General features: G+C 53.3%; 16 protein-coding genes and 1 tRNA gene. 4 read left to right on the top strand and 13 right to left on the bottom strand.

What is annotated here, in order from left to right:
• Window positions 1-90 precede the first annotated feature (90 nt).
• The 10 genes from DQG23_RS40195 to DQG23_RS40145 form a co-directional block, all read right to left on the bottom strand.
• Complete coding sequence (locus tag DQG23_RS40195) at window positions 91-849, bottom strand: sugar phosphate isomerase/epimerase family protein (protein ID WP_202866028.1); 759 nt, start codon at window positions 847-849, stop codon at window positions 91-93.
• A gap of 152 nt (window positions 850-1,001) precedes the next feature.
• Window positions 1,002-1,700, bottom strand: coding sequence for a M50 family metallopeptidase (locus DQG23_RS40190; RefSeq protein WP_113036685.1), 699 nt, complete (start codon window positions 1,698-1,700; stop codon window positions 1,002-1,004).
• A 250-nt stretch (window positions 1,701-1,950) separates the two neighbouring features.
• The gene (gene eno, locus DQG23_RS40185) at window positions 1,951-3,237 is read right to left on the bottom strand and encodes a phosphopyruvate hydratase (protein WP_113036684.1); all 1,287 of its coding nucleotides are present in this window, start codon (window positions 3,235-3,237) and stop codon (window positions 1,951-1,953) included.
• A 98-nt stretch (window positions 3,238-3,335) separates the two neighbouring features.
• The gene (gpmI, locus tag DQG23_RS40180; protein WP_113036683.1) at window positions 3,336-4,883 is read right to left on the bottom strand and encodes a 2,3-bisphosphoglycerate-independent phosphoglycerate mutase; all 1,548 of its coding nucleotides are present in this window, start codon (window positions 4,881-4,883) and stop codon (window positions 3,336-3,338) included.
• Complete coding sequence (tpiA, locus tag DQG23_RS40175; protein ID WP_113036682.1) at window positions 4,884-5,636, bottom strand: triose-phosphate isomerase; 753 nt, start codon at window positions 5,634-5,636, stop codon at window positions 4,884-4,886.
• 58 nt (window positions 5,637-5,694) lie between these two features.
• A complete protein-coding gene (locus DQG23_RS40170; protein WP_113036681.1) occupies window positions 5,695-6,876 on the bottom strand; it encodes a phosphoglycerate kinase in 1,182 nt (393 codons plus the stop codon).
• Between the two features lie 260 nt (window positions 6,877-7,136).
• On the bottom strand, window positions 7,137-8,141 hold the full coding sequence (gene gap / locus DQG23_RS40165; protein ID WP_113036680.1) for a type I glyceraldehyde-3-phosphate dehydrogenase: 1,005 nt from the start codon (window positions 8,139-8,141) through the stop codon (window positions 7,137-7,139).
• Window positions 8,142-8,208: 67 nt separating this feature from the next.
• Window positions 8,209-9,249, bottom strand: coding sequence for a sugar-binding transcriptional regulator (locus DQG23_RS40160; RefSeq protein ID WP_113036679.1), 1,041 nt, complete (start codon window positions 9,247-9,249; stop codon window positions 8,209-8,211).
• A 266-nt stretch (window positions 9,250-9,515) separates the two neighbouring features.
• Window positions 9,516-11,087 (bottom strand): methyl-accepting chemotaxis protein, encoded by a 1,572-nt coding sequence (locus DQG23_RS40155; protein ID WP_113036678.1) that lies wholly within the window; start codon window positions 11,085-11,087, stop codon window positions 9,516-9,518.
• Window positions 11,088-11,915: 828 nt separating this feature from the next.
• The gene (locus DQG23_RS40145; RefSeq protein WP_113036687.1) at window positions 11,916-12,404 is read right to left on the bottom strand and encodes a PCYCGC motif-containing (lipo)protein; all 489 of its coding nucleotides are present in this window, start codon (window positions 12,402-12,404) and stop codon (window positions 11,916-11,918) included.
• 497 nt (window positions 12,405-12,901) lie between these two features.
• On the opposite strand from DQG23_RS40145, the gene DQG23_RS43565 reads away from it, so the two are divergent.
• The 4 genes from DQG23_RS43565 to clpP all read left to right on the top strand — a co-directional run bounded on the left by DQG23_RS43565 (window position 12,902) and on the right by clpP (window position 15,092).
• On the top strand, window positions 12,902-13,033 hold the full coding sequence (locus DQG23_RS43565) for a hypothetical protein (RefSeq protein WP_272949092.1): 132 nt from the start codon (window positions 12,902-12,904) through the stop codon (window positions 13,031-13,033).
• 80 nt (window positions 13,034-13,113) lie between these two features.
• A complete protein-coding gene (locus tag DQG23_RS40140) occupies window positions 13,114-13,950 on the top strand; it encodes a transglycosylase domain-containing protein (RefSeq protein ID WP_113036676.1) in 837 nt (278 codons plus the stop codon).
• A 334-nt stretch (window positions 13,951-14,284) separates the two neighbouring features.
• Window positions 14,285-14,359: transfer RNA gene (locus tag DQG23_RS40135), tRNA-Arg, on the top strand.
• Between the two features lie 151 nt (window positions 14,360-14,510).
• A complete protein-coding gene (gene clpP / locus DQG23_RS40130; protein ID WP_113036675.1) occupies window positions 14,511-15,092 on the top strand; it encodes an ATP-dependent Clp endopeptidase proteolytic subunit ClpP in 582 nt (193 codons plus the stop codon).
• Window positions 15,093-15,380: 288 nt separating this feature from the next.
• Here the strand turns inward: clpP and DQG23_RS40125 are convergent, their stop codons facing one another.
• The 3 genes from DQG23_RS40125 to whiA form a co-directional block, all read right to left on the bottom strand.
• The gene (locus DQG23_RS40125; protein WP_113036674.1) at window positions 15,381-17,162 is read right to left on the bottom strand and encodes a stalk domain-containing protein; all 1,782 of its coding nucleotides are present in this window, start codon (window positions 17,160-17,162) and stop codon (window positions 15,381-15,383) included.
• 131 nt (window positions 17,163-17,293) lie between these two features.
• Complete coding sequence (locus DQG23_RS40120) at window positions 17,294-17,563, bottom strand: HPr family phosphocarrier protein (RefSeq protein ID WP_113036673.1); 270 nt, start codon at window positions 17,561-17,563, stop codon at window positions 17,294-17,296.
• A gap of 142 nt (window positions 17,564-17,705) precedes the next feature.
• Complete coding sequence (gene whiA, locus DQG23_RS40115) at window positions 17,706-18,635, bottom strand: DNA-binding protein WhiA (protein ID WP_113036672.1); 930 nt, start codon at window positions 18,633-18,635, stop codon at window positions 17,706-17,708.
• Window positions 18,636-18,639: the final 4 nt, after the last annotated feature.

Genomic DNA, 18,639 nt, shown 5'->3' with positions numbered 1-18,639 from the left:
TTGAGTACCGACGCCAGCTTGTTGCCTAGGGCTTTTTACAGTGTCCACAAATAAGGGTCTTGACCATACTGGTGGCGGAGGTCTTCTTATTTAGGCGATTCCGATCGATTTCAAGTGTTCAATGCTCATTTGAACGCTTTCCAAAGGCGAACGCTGGCATTGGTCCTGTTCCACGATGTAGCAGCGTACCCCCGCCTCTTCCGCAACATTGAAAATAGAAGCGAAGTCGATGATGCCATGGCCGACTTCGGCGAACGTTCCGCTTTCATCGCCGGTCATATCTTTGACGTGGACGAGCGGTGCGCGTCCTTTCAGGGAAAGCAAGTAGTCGCGCGGGTTCAAGCCGCCTTTTTGCACCCAGTACAAATCAAGCTCCGCCTTCATCAGATCGCTGCTGACGGATGCGTACAGTTTATCGAGCAAAAATTGCCCGTCTACCTTCTCGAACTCGAACGCATGGTTATGGTAGGCAAACGTAAGGCCGGCGGCATTACACGCTTCTCCGGCCGTACGGAAGGTCGCGCAGTACGCGTCGAACGCTTGCGGCTCCTTCAATTTTTCGCCCGGCAGCCAAGGACATACGATGTAGGAGGCGCCGATCTCTTGGCTGTAAACGATTTGCTGCTCCAGCTCGCCGTTTAATGCGTCAATGCCGACATGGCTGGAAATGGCCTGCAGGCCGAGATCGTCCAGCACCTTGCGCATCTCTTTAGCCTCAATGCCGCCATAGCCGGCAAATTCGACCGCTTGGTAACCTAACGCTGCAACCTTTTTTAATGTGCCGATAAAATCCTGTTTTGTCTCTTCGCGAAGCGTGTACAACTGCAATCCAACCGGAATTTTACTCAATCTTGTCATCTCCTTAAGCGTTTCGCAAGAAACGCAGCATCGTCAGCAGCAAACTCAAATCCCGCTACCTCCCCAAAATAACAGGTTGAGCGACTCGCGTATAGTCAGCTTTATTGGCGAAAATATATGTGTTTTTGCCTTACTTGCCCTCGCTATCCCCGCGAGCGCAAAGGTCCCTCCGTTCGTCTCTTCCCGCCCAGAAAAGCCGTAATCGCCTGCTTCGCGCACCAGAGCGAAAATAGCGTGAACCATATCGCCCAAATGAGAGCCGGTATGGGGGTTTCATTGCTCAGAATGGTTGCATCGCCCGCTCCTCCCGGACGCGAAAGCGCATAGTAGACCAGCGAGAACGGTCCAAAAACGGACTCCTCCAGCGTAAGAAACGCCACGATCAGAAACACCCATTTGCCGACCACGTTTTTTCCTCCGAACACGATCGCCAAAATCGTGAAGATCAGAAAACCGATCAGCCATAACACGCCGAACTCGTTGCGCACGAAAAGCAGCAGCACTAAGGCCGCAAGCGACGCCATCAGGATCAGCCCCGCCCTATGCTTGCCCTTGGCATACAACGCAAACAGCAGCCAGGCGAACAGCGACGCCATCATGTAGCCGGACAGCGCAATCGGAATAATCGCCCACGGCTGCGAAACGGCACTGCGGGTCACCCCGCTGTGATCGACGTACAGCTCGATTTCCATTACGCTGCCTTGCAGCAGAAGCGTAGTCAAGGCATGGCCGGATTCGTGAATCATCGTATCGAGATTTCGGAAAAAATCCGAGAATGGAAGGTAGTGGGTCAGCAGCGCCAACCCGATCAGAATCAATATCGTCAACATCCACTTGCCCACGGAATCACTCCTTCTTGCGCAAGCCCATTGCGGGGAATGCGGCAGCCTGTCTCATACATCCTATCCTATGCGCTAACCGTGCGAAACAGCCCATATATAGCCGGATGGAGCCGCAATCACGCGTTGAGGATCGCGCGACGCGTTTACGGAGGTTTAGAGCCGTTCCCGCGTGTACTTTCCGATACATCAAAAAAGACGCCTATGTCGCATAATACGGCGGCATAAGCGTCTCGTTTCGGGTTAAGCCCGATTATTTTTTCAAGTTGTAAAATGCTTTCTGTCCCGCATATTGCGCTACGCGGCCAAGCTCGTCCTCGATGCGAAGCAATTGGTTGTACTTCGCTACGCGATCCGTACGGGAAGGCGCGCCGGTTTTGATTTGGCCGGCATTCGTCGCAACCGCGATATCGGCGATCGTGCTGTCTTCGCTTTCGCCGGAGCGGTGCGAGATAACGGCCGTATAGCCTGCGCGTTTCGCCATTTCGATGGCGTCGAATGTTTCGGTCAGCGTGCCGATTTGGTTGACTTTAACCAGAATCGAGTTGCCGATGCCTTTTTCGATACCTGTGGACAAGCGCTCGGTGTTCGTAACGAACAGGTCGTCGCCTACGAGCTGCACTTTGCCGCCCAGTTTCTCGGTCAGCAGCTTCCAGCCTTCCCAGTCGTCTTCGGAGCAGCCGTCTTCGATCGTGATGATCGGATACTTGTCTACCCAAGCCGCAAGGAAGTCGATCCACTCAGCCGACGTATAGGACTTGCCTTCGCCTTCGAGGTGGTATTTGCCGTCTTTAAAAAATTCCGTCGAAGCGACGTCCATACCGAGGAATACGTCTTCACCCGGCTTGTAGCCTGCACGCTCGATCGCCGTAATGATCGTCGTGATCGCTTCTTCGTTGGAGCTCAGGTTCGGCGCGAAGCCGCCTTCGTCGCCAACTGCCGTGTTTAAGCCTTTTTCCTTCAGAACCGATTTGAGGCTGTGGAAAATTTCCGTACCCCAGCGCAGTCCCTCTTTAAAGCTTGGCGCACCAACCGGCAGTACCATAAACTCTTGCACATCGACGTTGTTGTCGGCATGCGCGCCGCCGTTTACGATGTTCATCATCGGAACCGGAAGCGTTTTGGCGTTGAAGCCGCCGAGGTATGTGTAAAGCGATACGCCGAGGGCGTCCGAAGCTGCGCGTGCCGCCGCCATCGAAACCGCGAGAATCGCGTTCGCGCCGAGCTTGCCTTTGTTCGGCGTGCCGTCGAGCTCGATCATTCTTGTATCGATCGCCACTTGATCAAGGGCGTCGAAGCCGATAATTTCCGGCGCGATGATGTCGTTCACGTTTTCTACCGCTTTCAGTACGCCTTTACCTACGTAACGGCTTTTGTCGCCGTCGCGAAGCTCTACCGCTTCATAGGCGCCTGTGGATGCGCCGGACGGAACGATCGCGCGTCCGAAGCCGCCGCTCTCTAGATGCACTTCTACTTCTACCGTCGGATTGCCGCGGGAGTCTAACACTTCGCGCGCATATACGTTGGAAATGATGGTCATTTCATTAACACTCCTTTTGGTTTGTAATCTAGTTGAACGGTTTACAGGAATTTACGGGGCCCCCGCAAAGTAGTCGGAATATGCTTCGAAGCATCACGTCACTTTGTGGGGTAACTAATAATTGATTTCCCTGTCATTTCTTCAGGCTGCTTCAATTGTAAAATATCAAGCAGGGTCGGCGCAATGTCTGCCAAAATTCCGCCTTCGCGCAGCTCGATCCCCTGCTTCGTCACGATGATCGGAACCGGGTTCGTCGTATGTGCCGTATGCGGACGGTCCTTTTCGTCTCGAACGATGTCGGCGTTGCCGTGGTCGGCGGTAATGATCGCTACCCCGCCTTTGGCAAGAATCGCTTCGACGACTTGACCCAGACACTCGTCAGTCGCTTCGACCGCTTTGATCGTAGGCTCGAGCAAGCCCGAATGACCTACCATGTCAGGGTTGGCGAAGTTGAGAATAATGACGTCGTGGTTCCCCGCTTCGATTTCCTTGACCGTGGAAGCCGCCAGCTCGTATGCGCTCATTTCAGGCTGCAGGTCATATGTCGCTACTTTAGGGGAGTTAATCAGGATACGTGTCTCGCCCGGTAGCTCCTTATCGCGCCCGCCGCTGAAGAAGAACGTGACATGCGGATATTTTTCGGTCTCCGCCGTACGCAGCTGCTTCAAGCCGTTCTGCGCCAGCACTTCTCCAATCGTATTATCGAGGTTCTTAGGTGTATACGCGACAAACCCGCCTACCGTTTCGCTAAACAGCGTTAAGCAGACATAATACAGGTCTTGAGGCGCTTTCTCCCCGCGATCGAAGCCGCGGAAGTCCTCGTTCGTAAACACGAGCGAAAGCTGGATCGCACGGTCCGGACGGAAGTTGAAGAAAATGACGGAATCGCCCGATTCCACAAGACCGGCCGGCTGGCCGTCATCCCCGACGATAACGGTAGGCAAGACGAATTCGTCGTAAACCGACTGCTCATAGGAATCCACGATCGCCTTAAGCGGATCGGACGCCTGAGGTCCTTCGCCATATACCATGGCGCGGTACGACTTCTCGACGCGATCCCAGCGCTTGTCGCGGTCCATCGCATAGTAACGCCCTTGTACGGTGGCCACTTTGCCAATGCCGATTTTCTCGATGTGCTCAAGCAGCTGCTCCATGTATCCTTTGGCGCTGTCAGGCGAAACGTCGCGGCCGTCAAGAAACGCGTGGATATACACGTCCTCCAGCTCCTCTTTCTTCGCCAGCTCCAGCAGCGCGTACAAGTGGCTAATATGGCTATGGACGCCGCCGTCTGACAACAGGCCGTACAGATGAAGCTTTTTGCCGTTCTCTTTGGCGTGGCGAACGGCTGCCAGCAGCGTTTCGTTATCGAAAAACTCGCCTTCCCGGATCGATTTCGAAATGCGCGTCAAATCCTGATACACGATACGTCCGGCGCCGATGTTCAGATGGCCGACCTCGGAGTTACCCATCTGACCTTCCGGCAGACCGACCGCTTCTCCGCACGCCGTTAATGTCGTGTTCGGATAAGCCGCCATGTAACGGTCGTAGTTCGGCTTATTCGCCTGGGCGACCGCATTGCCCTGCGTTTCCCCGCGAAGTCCGAATCCGTCCAAAATAATAAGCGCAACCGGTTTAGGAGCGGACATTTACTTCGCCCCCTCGACGAGTTGAATGTACGAGGCCGGCTCCAAGCTGGCTCCGCCCACAAGCGCGCCGTCGATATCGCTCATCTGCATATATTCGCTAATATTGTTCGGCTTCACGCTGCCGCCGTATTGAATCCGCAGTTCGTTAGCCGCTTCCGCTCCGAATTGGCCGCTTACGAGATCGCGAATATACGCGATGACTTCGTTCGCATCGTCGGCTGTCGACGATTTGCCCGTTCCGATCGCCCAAATCGGCTCATATGCGATCACGACTTGTTTCGCCTGCTCGACGGAAAGACCTTGGAGAGCGGCCTCGGTTTGCGTTTTGCAAACCGCCTTCGTACGTCCTGCTTCACGCTCTTCCAGCTTCTCGCCAACGCAAACGATCGGCGTCAAACCGTGCTTGAATGCGGCGTGAACTTTTTTGTTGACGATTTCGTCCGTCTCGCCAAAGTACGCGCGGCGCTCCGAATGGCCGATAATGACATACTGCACGCCAAGCTCCTTCAGCATAACGCCGCTGATTTCACCCGTGAACGCCCCGTTGTCCTCCCAATGAAGGTTTTGCGCGCCTACGGCGATTGCCGTGCCCTTGAACGCTTCAACCAGTGCCGGCAGGTTCGTGAACGGCGCACATACGACGCTCTCCACACCGTCAACCTCCGCTTTACCTTTAACGGCTTCAGCGAATGCGACTGCCTCGGACACCGTTTTGAACATTTTCCAGTTGCCTGCGATGATCGGTTTTCTCATGTATGCTCACCTCGTTTATGTTAATAAAGGTAATGATTCGTGCCGTTATTTGTAAGTCTTATTTATCGTTAAGCGCAACAACGCCCGGAAGCGCCTTGCCTTCCATGAACTCGAGCGACGCGCCACCGCCGGTGGAAATATGATCCATTCGATCGGCCAGTCCAAATTTCTCGACTGCCGCCGCGGAATCGCCGCCGCCGATAACGGTGTATGCCGATGTTGCCGCACATGCTTCGCCAACCGCACGCGTGCCATGGGAGAAAGGCTCGATTTCGAATACGCCCATCGGTCCGTTCCATACGACCAGCTTGGAATTCGCGATTGTCGCTGCATACAGCTCGCTCGTTTTCGGTCCGATGTCGATGCCTTCCCAGTCCGCAGGCATTTGATTGATCGGTACGATGTTCGTGTTCGCGCTGGCGCTGAAATCGTCCGCCACTACGACGTCGACGGGAAGGAGGAAGTTGACGCCTTTTTCCTTCGCCTTGTTAATAAAGCCGAGGGCAAGGTCCAGCTTCTCGTTATCCACGAGCGATTTGCCGATTTCATAGCCCTGCGCCTTCAGGAATGTATAGGAAAGCCCGCCGCCGATGATGATGTTGTCAGCGATGTTCAGCAGGTTGTTGATCACGTCGATTTTGTCTTTCACTTTCGCTCCGCCTACGATCGCGGTAAAAGGACGCTCAGGGTTGCTCAGCGCTTTGCCGAGCACGTCAAGCTCCTTCTCCATCAGCAGACCGGAAACAGCCGGCAAATGATGGGCGATGCCTTCCGTCGAGGCATGCGCGCGGTGCGCCGCTCCGAAAGCATCGTTCACATAAAGATCGGCCAGCTCGGCGAACGCCTTGGCCAGCTCCGGATCGTTCTTCTCTTCGCCTGCGTAAAAACGGACATTTTCGAGCAGCAGCACGTCGCCGTCTTTCATATCGGCGATTTGCGCCTTGACCGTTTCGCCGATTGCCTCATCGGCTTTCGCTACAGGCTTGCCGAGCAGCTCGGACAACCGGACTGCAGCCGGCGTCAAGCGCATATCTTCGTTGACTTGTCCTTTAGGACGGCCAAGATGGCTGGCAAGAATGACCTTCGCTCCGCCCTCGATCAAATACTTGATCGTCGGCAGCGTTTCACGGATACGCGTATCGTCCGTAATAACCCCATTTTCTAACGGTACGTTAAAATCGACCCGGACAAACACTCGTTTGCCGGCTACTTCCACATCGCGGACACTTTTCTTATTCATCTTTGTGTACCCTCCTCCACGAATCATTGTAACACAACGAGATCAAACTCAAACACTGGCTTAACAGGGGAAAGAGGAGAATCGCTTCTCCTCTTGATTCGCTATCCGCCTCACAAGGATAATCGCCTAGCGCGTCTTTTGACACTGGCTCTTACCTCAGGTGTAGTGTCGCTTCCACATTGTTTTATCTGATAAAGCCAACGTGAAGCGATGCCGGGATGTCTATGTCTATTGCTTGGCGGTGCGACCCTTCGATCGTCTTACAGCCCTTTTTTGGCGATGAAAGCGGCGAGGTCGACGACACGGTTGGAGTAGCCCCACTCGTTGTCGTACCAGGAAACGACTTTCACCATGTTGTCGCCAACGACCATCGTCGACAGCGCGTCGATCGTCGAGGAAGCCGGATCGCCATTGTAGTCGCTCGATACGAGCGGCTCGTCGGAGTAATTCAAGATACCTTTCAGCGGGCCTTCTGCAGCTGCTTTCAGGGCGCCGTTAATATCGTCAACCGTTACGTTCGATTTCAGCTCGACGACAAGGTCGGTTACCGAAACGTTAGGCGTAGGAACGCGCATAGCCATGCCGTTCAGTTTGCCTTTCAACTCGGGAAGGACAAGCGATACCGCTTTGGCAGCGCCGGTCGTCGAAGGAATGATGTTCTCTGCTGCAGCACGCGCACGGCGCAGATCTTTATGCGGCAGGTCAAGCACTTGCTGGTCGTTCGTGTAAGAGTGAACCGTCGTCATCATACCTTTAACGATGCCGAATTGGTCGTTCAGCACTTTCGCGAAAGGAGCCAAGCAGTTCGTCGTACAGGAAGCGTTCGAAACGATCGTGTGAACGGCCGGATCGTATTTGTCTTCGTTAACGCCCATAACGATCGTAATGTCTTCGTTCGTAGCAGGAGCGGAGATGATAACTTTCTTCGCGCCGCCTTTCAAGTGAAGCTCGGCTTTCTCTTTCGCCGTGAAAATACCTGTCGATTCTACGACGATTTCAACGCCTACTTGAGCCCATGGAAGATTTCCAGGATCGCGCTCGGCGAATACTTTAATCGTTTTGCCGTTTACGATCAGCGCGCCCTCAGCCGCTTCCACCGTAGCGTTCAAACGTCCGTGCGTCGTGTCGTATTTCAACAGATGCGCAAGCGTGCTTACGTCCGTCAAATCGTTAACCGCTACAATTTCCACTTCCGGGCTGTTCAGCGCTGCGCGGAATACGTTCCGTCCGATACGTCCAAATCCGTTAATACCAACCTTCACCATAATCGAAAACCTCCTGAATGGTTAAATATTTATGGGAAAAACGCCGTACGACGTTTTCTCAACAAAGTTAGTCTTGCTCTTGTTCATCCGCATGCTGCAAGATTCCTCTTGCCGCCGCTTCGTCGGTAACGAGCACATTCTCATGTCCGAAACGAAGCACCGCCGCGATACTTTCGCCTTTGCTCTGACCGCCGGCTACCGCAATGACCGTTTCGGTCCTCTGAATATCCTCGAGCCTGAGTCCTACGGTCGGCATTTTGTGTACGGGAACCCCGCTCCGGTCAAAATAATAACCGAACGCTTCGGCAAGCGCGCCGTCCGCCAGCAGCTTCGCTTTCGTCTCTTCATCGACTTTGCGCCGCCGGGCCATGACCATAGCCTCACCGATCCCGTGTACGATCATACTCGCACTTCGGATTACTTCGATAATTTCGCTTATCGTCTTATCTTGAATAAGCGACTGGTACGCTTCCTCCCCAAGATGGTCGGGCACATGCAGCAGCCGGTATTGCCCGCTCGCCCGCTTCGCCATCGTAGAGGCGATCGTGTTCGCTTGAAGCTCCACGCTCTCTCCCAAGCCTCCGCGAGCCGGTACGAACCAGTTCCCCTTCAGCTGCGTCGACGGAGTCAGATGGTTGGCCACCTCGGCCATGGTCGAACCGCCCGTTACGGCGATAACGCCGTCTTTGACCGCTTGCTTGCGCAGCACCGCCGCTCCCGCGCGGCCAAGCTCCTTCTTCGTATAGGGCGAAACGTCCGAATCTCCCGGAACGACAATAACCTGATCCAATCCGAAAATGCCGCGGATACGCTCTTCAAGGTCGGTAAGCCCGAACAGCTCCTTGATCATCGGCTCCATCTGCTCCAGCAGCTTCATGCCGGAGGCCGTTACCCGCATTCCTGCGCTATCCGCCTCGAGCAGTCCTTGCTCCTTCAAAAAATCGACTTCACCGCGCAGCACCCGCTCCGTCATATCGAGCGATGAAGCCAGCGTCCGCCGGCCGACTACGCGCGAAACCGCGATATGATGGAGGATCGTATACCGCTTTTTGAAAACTTCGATCAAGTCTGGTAATAGCTGCTTTTGGAGATCGAGCAAATTACGCATCGTTATATCACGCTCTCCCGATTGGGTTGGACATTATATGTCCCACGTAAGCATTTTTCGTCCCACTTGCTTAAAAAAAGATTTGTTAGCCTTGTTTTGCTAACAAACGTCGTTGAACATTTACTATTGTACCCAATCGGCGAAATAAATGCAACAATTTCGACACATTTGGGCTGCCTTTACAGTTATTTAACAGAGAGGCCGATTTTCTGCTCTCTTACCGGCCCCTCCCGCTTGTCCACTAAACTCTCCAATCGATCGACTCGTCAAACCTTGAACATCGCCACCGAAACGTTGAGCTCGTCCGCCAGTCTGGCAAGCGACTGCGTCGAGGCTGCCGTCTCCTCCGCAGCTGCAGCCGCTTCTTCGCTCGTCGACGCAATAAGCTCCACCGACTTGCCGAATTCGCCGGTCTGAGCCGCTTGCTCCTCGCAAGCCGCCGCGATCTCGGACACCTGATGGGCGTTCCCGTTAATTTTTACGATGATCTGCTCCAGCGTTTTGCCGGTTTCTTCGGACAGCCGAACCGCATCTTCGACAGCCTTAGCGCTATTCCATGTATTGCCTTGCATGCCCTTGATGATAGCGCCGATCTGCTTGGCGGCGGCGCCGCTGCGCTCAGCCAGCTTGCGGACCTCCTCGGCGACGACCGCGAATCCGCGGCCTTGCTCCCCGGCACGCGCCGCTTCGATCGCCGCATTAAGCGCCAGCAAGTTAGTCTGCTCGGCGATTTCATCGATGACTTCGATGATCGCTTCAATTTTACTCGAATCGTCGCGCAGCAGCGACATTTGCTCGTTAACGCGGTTCATCCCCTGAACGGACGCTTCGACGACACGTCCTCCATCCTGCGCCTGCTTGCGGGTATCGTCCGATAGCTGCGCCGCATGCTCCGCATTATCGGCAACCGCTTCGATCGATTTGGACAGCTCGATAAAGAGCTCCTGAATCGTTTGCGCCGCAACCGCCTGGCTGGATGCGCCTGCCGCGATTTCCTCCGTGCCGGCGGATATTTGCTCGGCAGCGGCGGCTACGCTTTGCGAAGCGCCGATTACCTGCACGATCAACCCGCGCAGCTTAACTACCATTTCGTTGATCGATTCAGCCAGATGACCGATTTCATCTTTCTGGCGAACCTCGCAAGCTTCCGTCAACTCCCCTTCAGCCACCTTGGCGACGACCCGAGTCACATTTTTGATCGACTTGGAAATCGCGCCGGAAATATAAATCGCCAACCCTGCAGCGGCGGCTACTGCGATCAAACCAAGCACGAAAACGATCAATTGCGCCGATTGATTCGCCTCAACGGTTTGATCGGCCTTCAGGGCGGCCGCATCTCTCTTCAGCGCAACGGCTTCGTCCAAATCCTTCCGCACCGTGCGCCCCAGCTCCACCGACTTGTCCAGCAGCGGCAAAATGACAGCGGAATTATTCCCCCTTGCCGCCTGAAGCAGACCGGGCACTTCCGCCATATAGGCATTCCAGCCGCTTGAAAATTTCTCGTAAGCCTTCTTCTCCGCATCGCTCGTTAGCAGCGCTTCCGTTTCCGCCTGCAGCTGCTTGATGCGGTTTGCGGAATCGTTCAGTTCCTTCTCGTGGCTGATCTTCTCGGCTTCCGTAACGTCGATGACGATGCGCAGGAGCAGCCGCTGCACGTTCAACGATTCCTTTCCGATATCCGCAAGCGCAATAATACTCGGCAAACTGTTCTGATCGATTTCCTTCATCTTTGCGCCGGTATCGTTCATTTTTACGAGCGAGATCATTCCTATGGCGATAAGAAGCGCGAGGACAAAGGCAAAGCTGGCGAGCAGCTTCATACGGATCGTCAATCTCATTATTTTCCCTCCTTGATTCTATAATGAAATTGTGCGATATATGAAGCCTTATTCCTATCGCTCCCGCTTCTCATTTGATTCGAATGACCTAGGAAAGGTTTCCTATTTAAAGCGGAGGATGGCTCTACGTTAGCGCGTTTCGGAGGGACGGGATATGGGATTCCAACCGCTCGTTGAAATCGTGTTATCTGGAACGTACTTGCCGGGAATAACACGATTTCAAAGGCGGCCGCTTCGCTTTTCCACCCCATATCCCCTCCCTCTGTTCACCTTTGCCGCTTTCTGCTAAGTCCTTTGTACAGCGAAACACCGCTCGCCGGGAGCGGTGCGAATATCCGGAGTCGCCGCTCCACAAGACTCTTCTACTACGCTATCCCCAAACCTGCTCCTCATATAGCCACACAAGGTATGACAGCTGTCGCGTGACTGAGCACCTTGCGCCAAAAGGCGCGTGCGGTTTGGGAAAGAACGCCGCTTGCAGGCGCTGGTGTCCGATTTTGCCCAATTGGAATCGAACTTGGGTTCCTTTCCTCGCCTGCAGTCCGAAAATGCCCGCTTCCAGCGGCTCCTAGACTCGGCGCACTGTTAAATCCGTTCTCCAAGAAGGCAATTTCGGACTACAGCATATAGGGAACCTCAATTCCTTGCTCCAAGCGGGCAAATTCGAGTTCCAGCATATTTGACCTCCCCTCGCATTTCCAAGCAAATTCGCAATCTACAAGCGTGATGAGTCATAACGTTATACACCGTACAACCGTACAACATTTCGGCCGATCTACACCGCCCCCTTGATCACTGGAAACAAAAAAAGGAGGGGTTCCTCCCTCCTTAACTCGGCATCTCGGTTTTCGTCGGCGGCGCGTACCCTTTGCTGTAGGTTTGGTCGATGTAGGTGCGAATCTCTTTGGGGGTCTTTCCTTCTTCCTTCATCTTGATGGACGTAACCGCGATATTGACGCATACGATGCACCGGGTACCGTGGTCGTCCCAAACGATCGAGCCGTCCTCCAGCTTTTCCTTCACAAAACAGTTTTGATTGCTTTTATGGTCGGCGCTATCCGCACATCCGCAATAACATGGGATCCATTTGAGCAAATCGGTGTTTTTGGCGGCAAGCTTGTAAGCGGCAACCATCGTATCGTTTTGTCCGTCAAGGAACTTGGGCAATTTGTCTGCGGAAGCGGTTTTTTCCTGCACATCCCCATTCGGCAGCTGATGCTGCGCATGCGACGACGACGCTTCGTCCTTCGGAGCTCCGCACGCAGACAAGCTTAATACGATCGCAAGCCCAAGCTTTGCGGCAAACAGTTTTTTCATCGACATTCCAGGCGACCTCGTTTCCTATATATAATTGCTCATTCGCTTCTCGATGACTGCTTACATTATACCTTTGCGAGGGACAATCTTCCACTTTGCGCCTCGTTCGACCTACGTCTAAAACGGCCTGGCGGCAGGAAATCCGGTCAACCATTACATTACGAGCGCCTTCCCTTTTATTCCTTACGAAAGTGTAAGCTTTCCGCAAGCCAAATCGATGTCGCCTTCCGCCGCAAACCGATAAGATAGAAACAAGCAACCAAGTAAAAATGAGGCTGACGAAGCCGACTCCAAGTATTTCAGCGGTGCCGGCAATTACTCAAAACAAGTGTAAGCGCCGATGCTTAGCCGAACGCCCGATTGGCCGGCCAAGCAAGACTTAGGTCTAGCGCCAAACCGACCTCCCGGCCGTTTCGCCTGGTTTGGCGAACGAGGTATGCTTAACTTATCAACTCAGAGCTGGCTTGCTTCCATCAACTTTATAGGAGGTTTTCCATATGACTAAAATATCCGTTGCCGCGACAATTCGCGAGACGTTCCGTATCGTTTTATCCATTGCCGTACTCGGCTCCAAATCTTCATTCGTCGAACAAACCAACGCTCCCGAAAGGAAGCTCATCACGCTATAAAGGGAAGATGAAATCCCCTGCAACCTTCCCGATGCTGAAAAAGCCTTTTTAAACACGAACTATAAAGGAGGCGGCGCAAGATGCAAACCGCATTAGCGATGTCATCGTCAAAAAGCTCCGAGCCCCGTCCCGCGGTCCCCAAGCAGAAGAAAAGCCGGATCGCCACAGCCTTCAAAAGGATTGCCATCCTTCTTATAGCGGCAGCCATGCTGTTCGCGGCAGGATTGCTGGCAGCCGGCCAAATGCTTATTGCGGGCAAAGAACTGCCTGTCCCTTCGTCTTCTGCGAATAACGGCGCTTCGGCGGCCATCCCGCTGAAGGAAATGCCCGATTACGTGTACAATGCCTTCATTGCGGTCGAGGATCACCGCTACGAAAACCATATCGGGGTCGATTTCCGCTCGCTGGCCCGAGCTCTATGGGTTGACTTGCGGGAGGGAGGGAAAGCGCAAGGGGGCAGTACAGTCACGATGCAGCTGGCCCGTAATCTTTTCCTGACCCAAGATAAGACTTACACGCGCAAGCTGAAGGAAATCGCCATTGCCGTCGCTTTGGAGCGCAAATATACGAAGGATGAAATCCTCGAGCTGTACCTCGGCTCCATCTACTTCGGGCACGGGATTTACGGACTCGACAACGCCGCGAACTATTATTTCGGCAAAACGATCCGCAGCAAAACGGAACCGGGCAAGTCAGCGATCGGCCTGCATGAGGCGGCCATGCTTGCCGCGCTTCCAAAAGCGCCCGAGCATTATTCGCCCGTGAAGTTTCCCGAAAAGGCGCTGCAGCGGCAAAAGCTTGTGCTGGAGCGCATGTCCAAACTCGGACTGATTACGGAGCAGGAGAAGCTGGACGCCCTCAAACAGCCGCTCCGGATCGTTCCCAGCGCACAGGTATACGCACGTTCCCAAGGATAATTTTTTCGCCAGGCTGCGGAAACGAGCACCGGATCGGCTGTCCGGCTCCGCAGCCCGCGCAAGCAAAAGGCGCCTGGCGATTGCATGAAGTGACAGCCGACGTGCGACCAGCATCGCTCGCCGGGAATCGCACGCAATGCGGAAAATTGACGCCAAGGTTTCAAGCACGGTTAGCCCGCTCCCTCTTTTAAACTTTCTGCCTAGAGTTACGAATTTATTTTTCAATAATTCCTCGAAAACGGCTTGAAAGCCGGATAACGAAAATAAGCTTGCATTTTATGTGCGATTAACCTATAATAACTCTTGCTTGCTCTAAATAAGCAAATGTACATGTGCACCCGTGGTCCAATGGATATGACGTAGGCCTCCGGAGCCTGAGATCGAGGTTCGATTCCTCGCGGGTGCGCCATATAGCTTCTCTTGATAAGCATAACGCAATCAAATAATCGGCAACCAGCATATTGCTGGTTTTTTTATTCCAATAATTTGACCTTTCTTGACCTTTTCGAAAATTTCCGCTATGATGTTCCTATCCGAACTTTATAAGGAGGATGTCACCGATGAATTTTGTACCTATGGTAGTTGAACAGGACGGTCGCGGCGAACGCGGCTACGATATTTACTCCCGCTTGCTCAAGGATCGCATCATTTTCCTCGGGAGCCCGATTAATGACGTGGTGAGCAACTCGATTATCGCCCAATTGCTGTTTTTGGAAGCCCAAGATTCGTCCAAGGACATCAGCCTTTACATTAACAGCCCGGGCGGCTCGATTACTTCGGGTATGGCCATTTACGACACGATGCAATTCATTAAAGCGGACGTCTCGACGATTTGCGTGGGCATGGCCGCATCGATGGGGGCTTTCCTCCTGACTGCAGGCGCCAAAGGCAAGCGTTATGCGCTGCCGAACAGCGAAGTGATGATCCACCAGCCGCTCGGCGGAGCCGAGGGTCAGGCGAGCGACATCGAAATTCGCGCCAAACGCATCATCAAAATGCGCGACCACTTGAACGGCATCCTGGCGGAGCGTACAGGCCAGCCGCTTAGCCGCATCGAGAAAGACACGGACCGCGACTACTTCATGAGCGCTGCCGAAGCGCAAGAATACGGCATCGTCGACAAAGTCATCAGCAAAGTGTAACCAAGCAAGCAAAAAAAGCCCGCGCTAGGCAGCTGCAATTTCAGCTACCAGACGCGGGCTTTTCCTCTTCCCCAAATAGCCGATGAGGCTGACAAGGTGTCAAATAAAACAATCAGCAAAAGAGGAGGGGTACATACTGGAGGAGTTTACGTGCCGCCTTTGAAATCGTGAAATTACCTCTGAGTCTAATCAGATTCACGATTTCAAGAGTGGCCCGGAGGTATGTACCCTTCCTCGTTGCTTAAATTGATTATTCTTCTTTGCCACTTCTCACCATAGCCCCAGCGGCTATTTCAACTCCTCCAGTGGATAAAACACAATATCAATCGGGAACGCCGAGCCTGCCGGAGGCGTAAACTCGATGTCCAGAGAAGCTTCGTCACCGGTTGTGCGCGCAAGCACCTGGACTTCCTCGAACGCCTGGATAACGCCCGACGGCGGCGCCATAACGAATTCGCCATTGATTTTGAACGGCCCCTTGAACGGTCCGCCCTTCGAGAAGAGCAGGACAACCATTTTACGCGGCTTCTCGGCGTGGATTTTGTACATCATGCCGTAGTTGCCCTCGTTGAGCACGACCTGCTTACGCTGTCTGTCGTAGCCTTTATCGAACGGATCGACTTCGCCGTCGCCGATCGTAATCCGCGAGGTCGTCTTAAAGCTGCTCAAATCGAGATTCCACGTTTTGGACGCTACCGGGAACGTGCCGCGTACGTGGCCGTTGAAATCGAGCTCCTTAAGCAGCGCGAGCGACGCTTCTGAAGGGGTCGCCACCTTCGACATCGCGACGAACGAATATTCCACCTCGCCGTCGGATTCGACGTCATAGAACAGATTAACGCCTTGACCCGGGTAGAAGTCCGGCATCATCGAGTACACATAACTTTGTCCCGGCGGAATGACGAGCGGTCCCTTGTCGACCGGATCGTTAAGCATAAAGTCTACGGATGCTTCGTGTCCGATCAGATTCGCATAAATCGACGGATATACCTCGCCTTTATTCGTCGTTTTGACGGTCACGGTTTTATTCGTCGTATTTTTCGCCATAATGACAAACTGGATATTTTCCGTCGTGCCGTTTACGTGATCGGCGTACAACCGGGCTTTGCCGTTAATACGCTCGCGGTACAAAATACCCTTCTCCGTAAACGTCTCCGGGCTGTCGCTTACGATAAGCGTACGGGAACGGTCCTCCGTCACTTTCGTAGGGATGATCGGCAGGTTTTGGAACTTCGCCCATACGAGGCTCCAGTCCACTTTGCCGTCTTTCTTCAGACTGATCCGCGTACCTACTTCTTTATTGTACATATTGTAGGAAAACTCATCCAAATACGAAATATTGTCGATCGTAATATAACGCGTATATTCCTTGCTTACATGCCCCTTGGAGTCCGTTACTTTGAGGGAAATCGGATATTTGCCCGGCGTAAAGAAGGCTTCCTTCTTCCCCTTCCACTCGTACTTCGCAATTCCTTCCGCATCGGGATCGTAGCTCAAATCGACATATTTGACGGGCTCGCCCAACCGATACGAGGATTTACCGAAAGTAAACTTGGCAACCGGCGCATTCGAGTCGGTCCCCTCGTTATAAAGATCGTCAGGTTGTTTTACGTATACCAGCTTGATTTGCTGATTTATCGGGTTAATCTCCTGCTTCGCTCCAATGAAATCGGCGAACCAGTTCAACTTTACCATCAGTCTGTCGCCGTCCATCGCGGCAATCGTATCGAACGCCGTCTCGACGCTATTAATTGATACCAGCTTGTTATCGATATCGAACTGTACCTTTACGCGCGGCAGCGACATCTCCACCTGCTTGATCGCATTGTTCCACTCCACCTTCACGTCGAAAAGCGTAGCCACCGCTTTAAGCGGAATGTAAACGAGGTCACCGATCAATTTCGGCGCTGCGTCAAGCGGGGTCTGGGTTCCGTTGACGATCGCCTCTTGTTTGTCCAGATCCAGCGCAACCTGCATCGTAGTTGTCGATACAGCCAGCGCTTGCGGGACTCCGCCAATCGCCAGCATGGCGACAACCAGCAATGCAGCCAGCCATTTGTTCTTGTGCATGGTCTTCTCCTGCTCCTTCTTTGTGTGTCTCTATGTGCGGGAGCATACGAAAAAACCTTCTCCGTTCTCCCCTTGATGTTAGACGCGGGAGAATAGAAAAGGTTGCGTATTCGTACACGGCGCCTTGCGCGTTATTGGTTTTCCAGCTCTTCTTTGCTAACCAAGGAAACTAAAGCGTTTACAGCCTGTTCTGCGTCCGTACCTTCCGCACTTATGTATACTTCGGTGCCGGTGCTGATCGCGAGGCTCATAATGCCCATGATGCTCTTGGCATTCACCTTCTTGTCGTCCTTCTCAACAAAAATTTCGGAAGAAAATTTGTTGGCTTCCTGAACGAACAAAGCTGCCGGTCTCGCATGCAATCCTGTTTTTAACTTGACGACTACGGGTCGTTTCGACATGAACCTTTACCCCCTAAAACTTGTTTACGAGTCCATTATGTCAGATGACGGAACGGGTTGAGATGATGTTTTTCCACCATTATAACATTTTTTACGTCTGTACACTAGTTCCAATGAACCGACGGTTGAATCATTCAGCCCGCTACGAATTTCGCAGCTTTTCCGCCATCTCATCGATCTTGCGAAGCCGGTGATTGACGCCCGATTTGCTCACCGCGCCCTTCAACAGATCGCCGACCTCCTTCAAATTGATATCGGGATGCTTCAGTCGAATCTCCGCCACCTCACGAAGCTTATCCGGCAAATTCTCGAGCCCGACTTCCCTCTGCAAAAGCCGGATATTATCGATCTGACGCACAGCCGCCCCAATCGTCTTATTCAAATTGGCCGTTTCGCAGTTGACGATCCGATTGACCGAATTGCGCATATCCTTCATGATGCGTACGTCTTCGAAGCGGAGCAGCGCCTGATGCGCCCCGATTAGGCTAAGAAACTCGATGATCTTCTCGCCTTCCTTGATGTAGAAAATAAAGCCTTTCTTCCGCTCGATAAACCTCGCATTCAGATCGAAACGGTTAGCCAGCTTCACCAGCGCTTGACAATGCTCCTCGTACATCGAGGCAATCTCCAAGTGGTAAGAGGAGCCCTCCGGATTATTGACCGAGCCTCCCGCCATAAAGGCGCCTCGCAAATACGCACGTTTGCAGCACGGATTTTTGACGATGCCTTTTTCGATGCCGGGTGTAAACTGGAACCCTTCGGATACGATCGACAGATCCGCCAAAATCGCCTGCACCTGATTCGGCACGCGGACGATGTAAACGTTGTTCTTTTTCAACCGCATTTTTTTGCGAACAAGGAGCTCGGTATGAATTTGAAACCTTTTTTTAATCAAGGAGTAGATGCGTCGGGCAATTGCGGCGTTTTCGGTGGAAATGTCGAGCACGACCTTCTGGTTCGTTAATTGAACCGATCCGTTCATGCGGATCATAGCGGAAAGCTCCGCCTTCTCGCAGCACGCATCCGTCTCGACCAGCGTCAATTCTTTTTTGGTTTGCGCCGCAAAGGACACCGCA

This window comes from Paenibacillus contaminans, assembly GCF_003285015.1.
GTDB lineage: Bacteria > Bacillota > Bacilli > Paenibacillales > NBRC-103111 > Paenibacillus_V > Paenibacillus_V contaminans.
The sequence above is the reverse complement of the archived record's forward strand: the minus strand, read 5'-3'. Positions and strand labels throughout refer to the sequence as shown.

Excerpts from the sequence above, each read along its gene's own strand:
- eno (WP_113036684.1), bottom strand. The coding sequence starts at position 3,237 with ATGACCATCATTTCCAACGTATATGCGCGCGAAGTGTTAGACTCCCGC.
- gpmI (WP_113036683.1), bottom strand. The coding sequence starts at position 4,883 with ATGTCCGCTCCTAAACCGGTTGCGCTTATTATTTTGGACGGATTCGGA.
- tpiA (WP_113036682.1), bottom strand. The coding sequence starts at position 5,636 with ATGAGAAAACCGATCATCGCAGGCAACTGGAAAATGTTCAAAACGGTG.
- DQG23_RS40170 (WP_113036681.1), bottom strand. The coding sequence starts at position 6,876 with ATGAATAAGAAAAGTGTCCGCGATGTGGAAGTAGCCGGCAAACGAGTG.
- gap (WP_113036680.1), bottom strand. The coding sequence starts at position 8,141 with ATGGTGAAGGTTGGTATTAACGGATTTGGACGTATCGGACGGAACGTA.
- DQG23_RS40160 (WP_113036679.1), bottom strand. The coding sequence starts at position 9,249 with ATGCGTAATTTGCTCGATCTCCAAAAGCAGCTATTACCAGACTTGATC.
- DQG23_RS40155 (WP_113036678.1), bottom strand. The coding sequence starts at position 11,087 with ATGAGATTGACGATCCGTATGAAGCTGCTCGCCAGCTTTGCCTTTGTC.
- DQG23_RS40145 (WP_113036687.1), bottom strand. The coding sequence starts at position 12,404 with ATGAAAAAACTGTTTGCCGCAAAGCTTGGGCTTGCGATCGTATTAAGC.
- DQG23_RS43565 (WP_272949092.1), top strand. The coding sequence starts at position 12,902 with ATGACTAAAATATCCGTTGCCGCGACAATTCGCGAGACGTTCCGTATC.
- DQG23_RS40140 (WP_113036676.1), top strand. The coding sequence starts at position 13,114 with ATGCAAACCGCATTAGCGATGTCATCGTCAAAAAGCTCCGAGCCCCGT.
- clpP (WP_113036675.1), top strand. The coding sequence starts at position 14,511 with ATGAATTTTGTACCTATGGTAGTTGAACAGGACGGTCGCGGCGAACGC.
- DQG23_RS40125 (WP_113036674.1), bottom strand. The coding sequence starts at position 17,162 with ATGCACAAGAACAAATGGCTGGCTGCATTGCTGGTTGTCGCCATGCTG.
- DQG23_RS40120 (WP_113036673.1), bottom strand. The coding sequence starts at position 17,563 with ATGTCGAAACGACCCGTAGTCGTCAAGTTAAAAACAGGATTGCATGCG.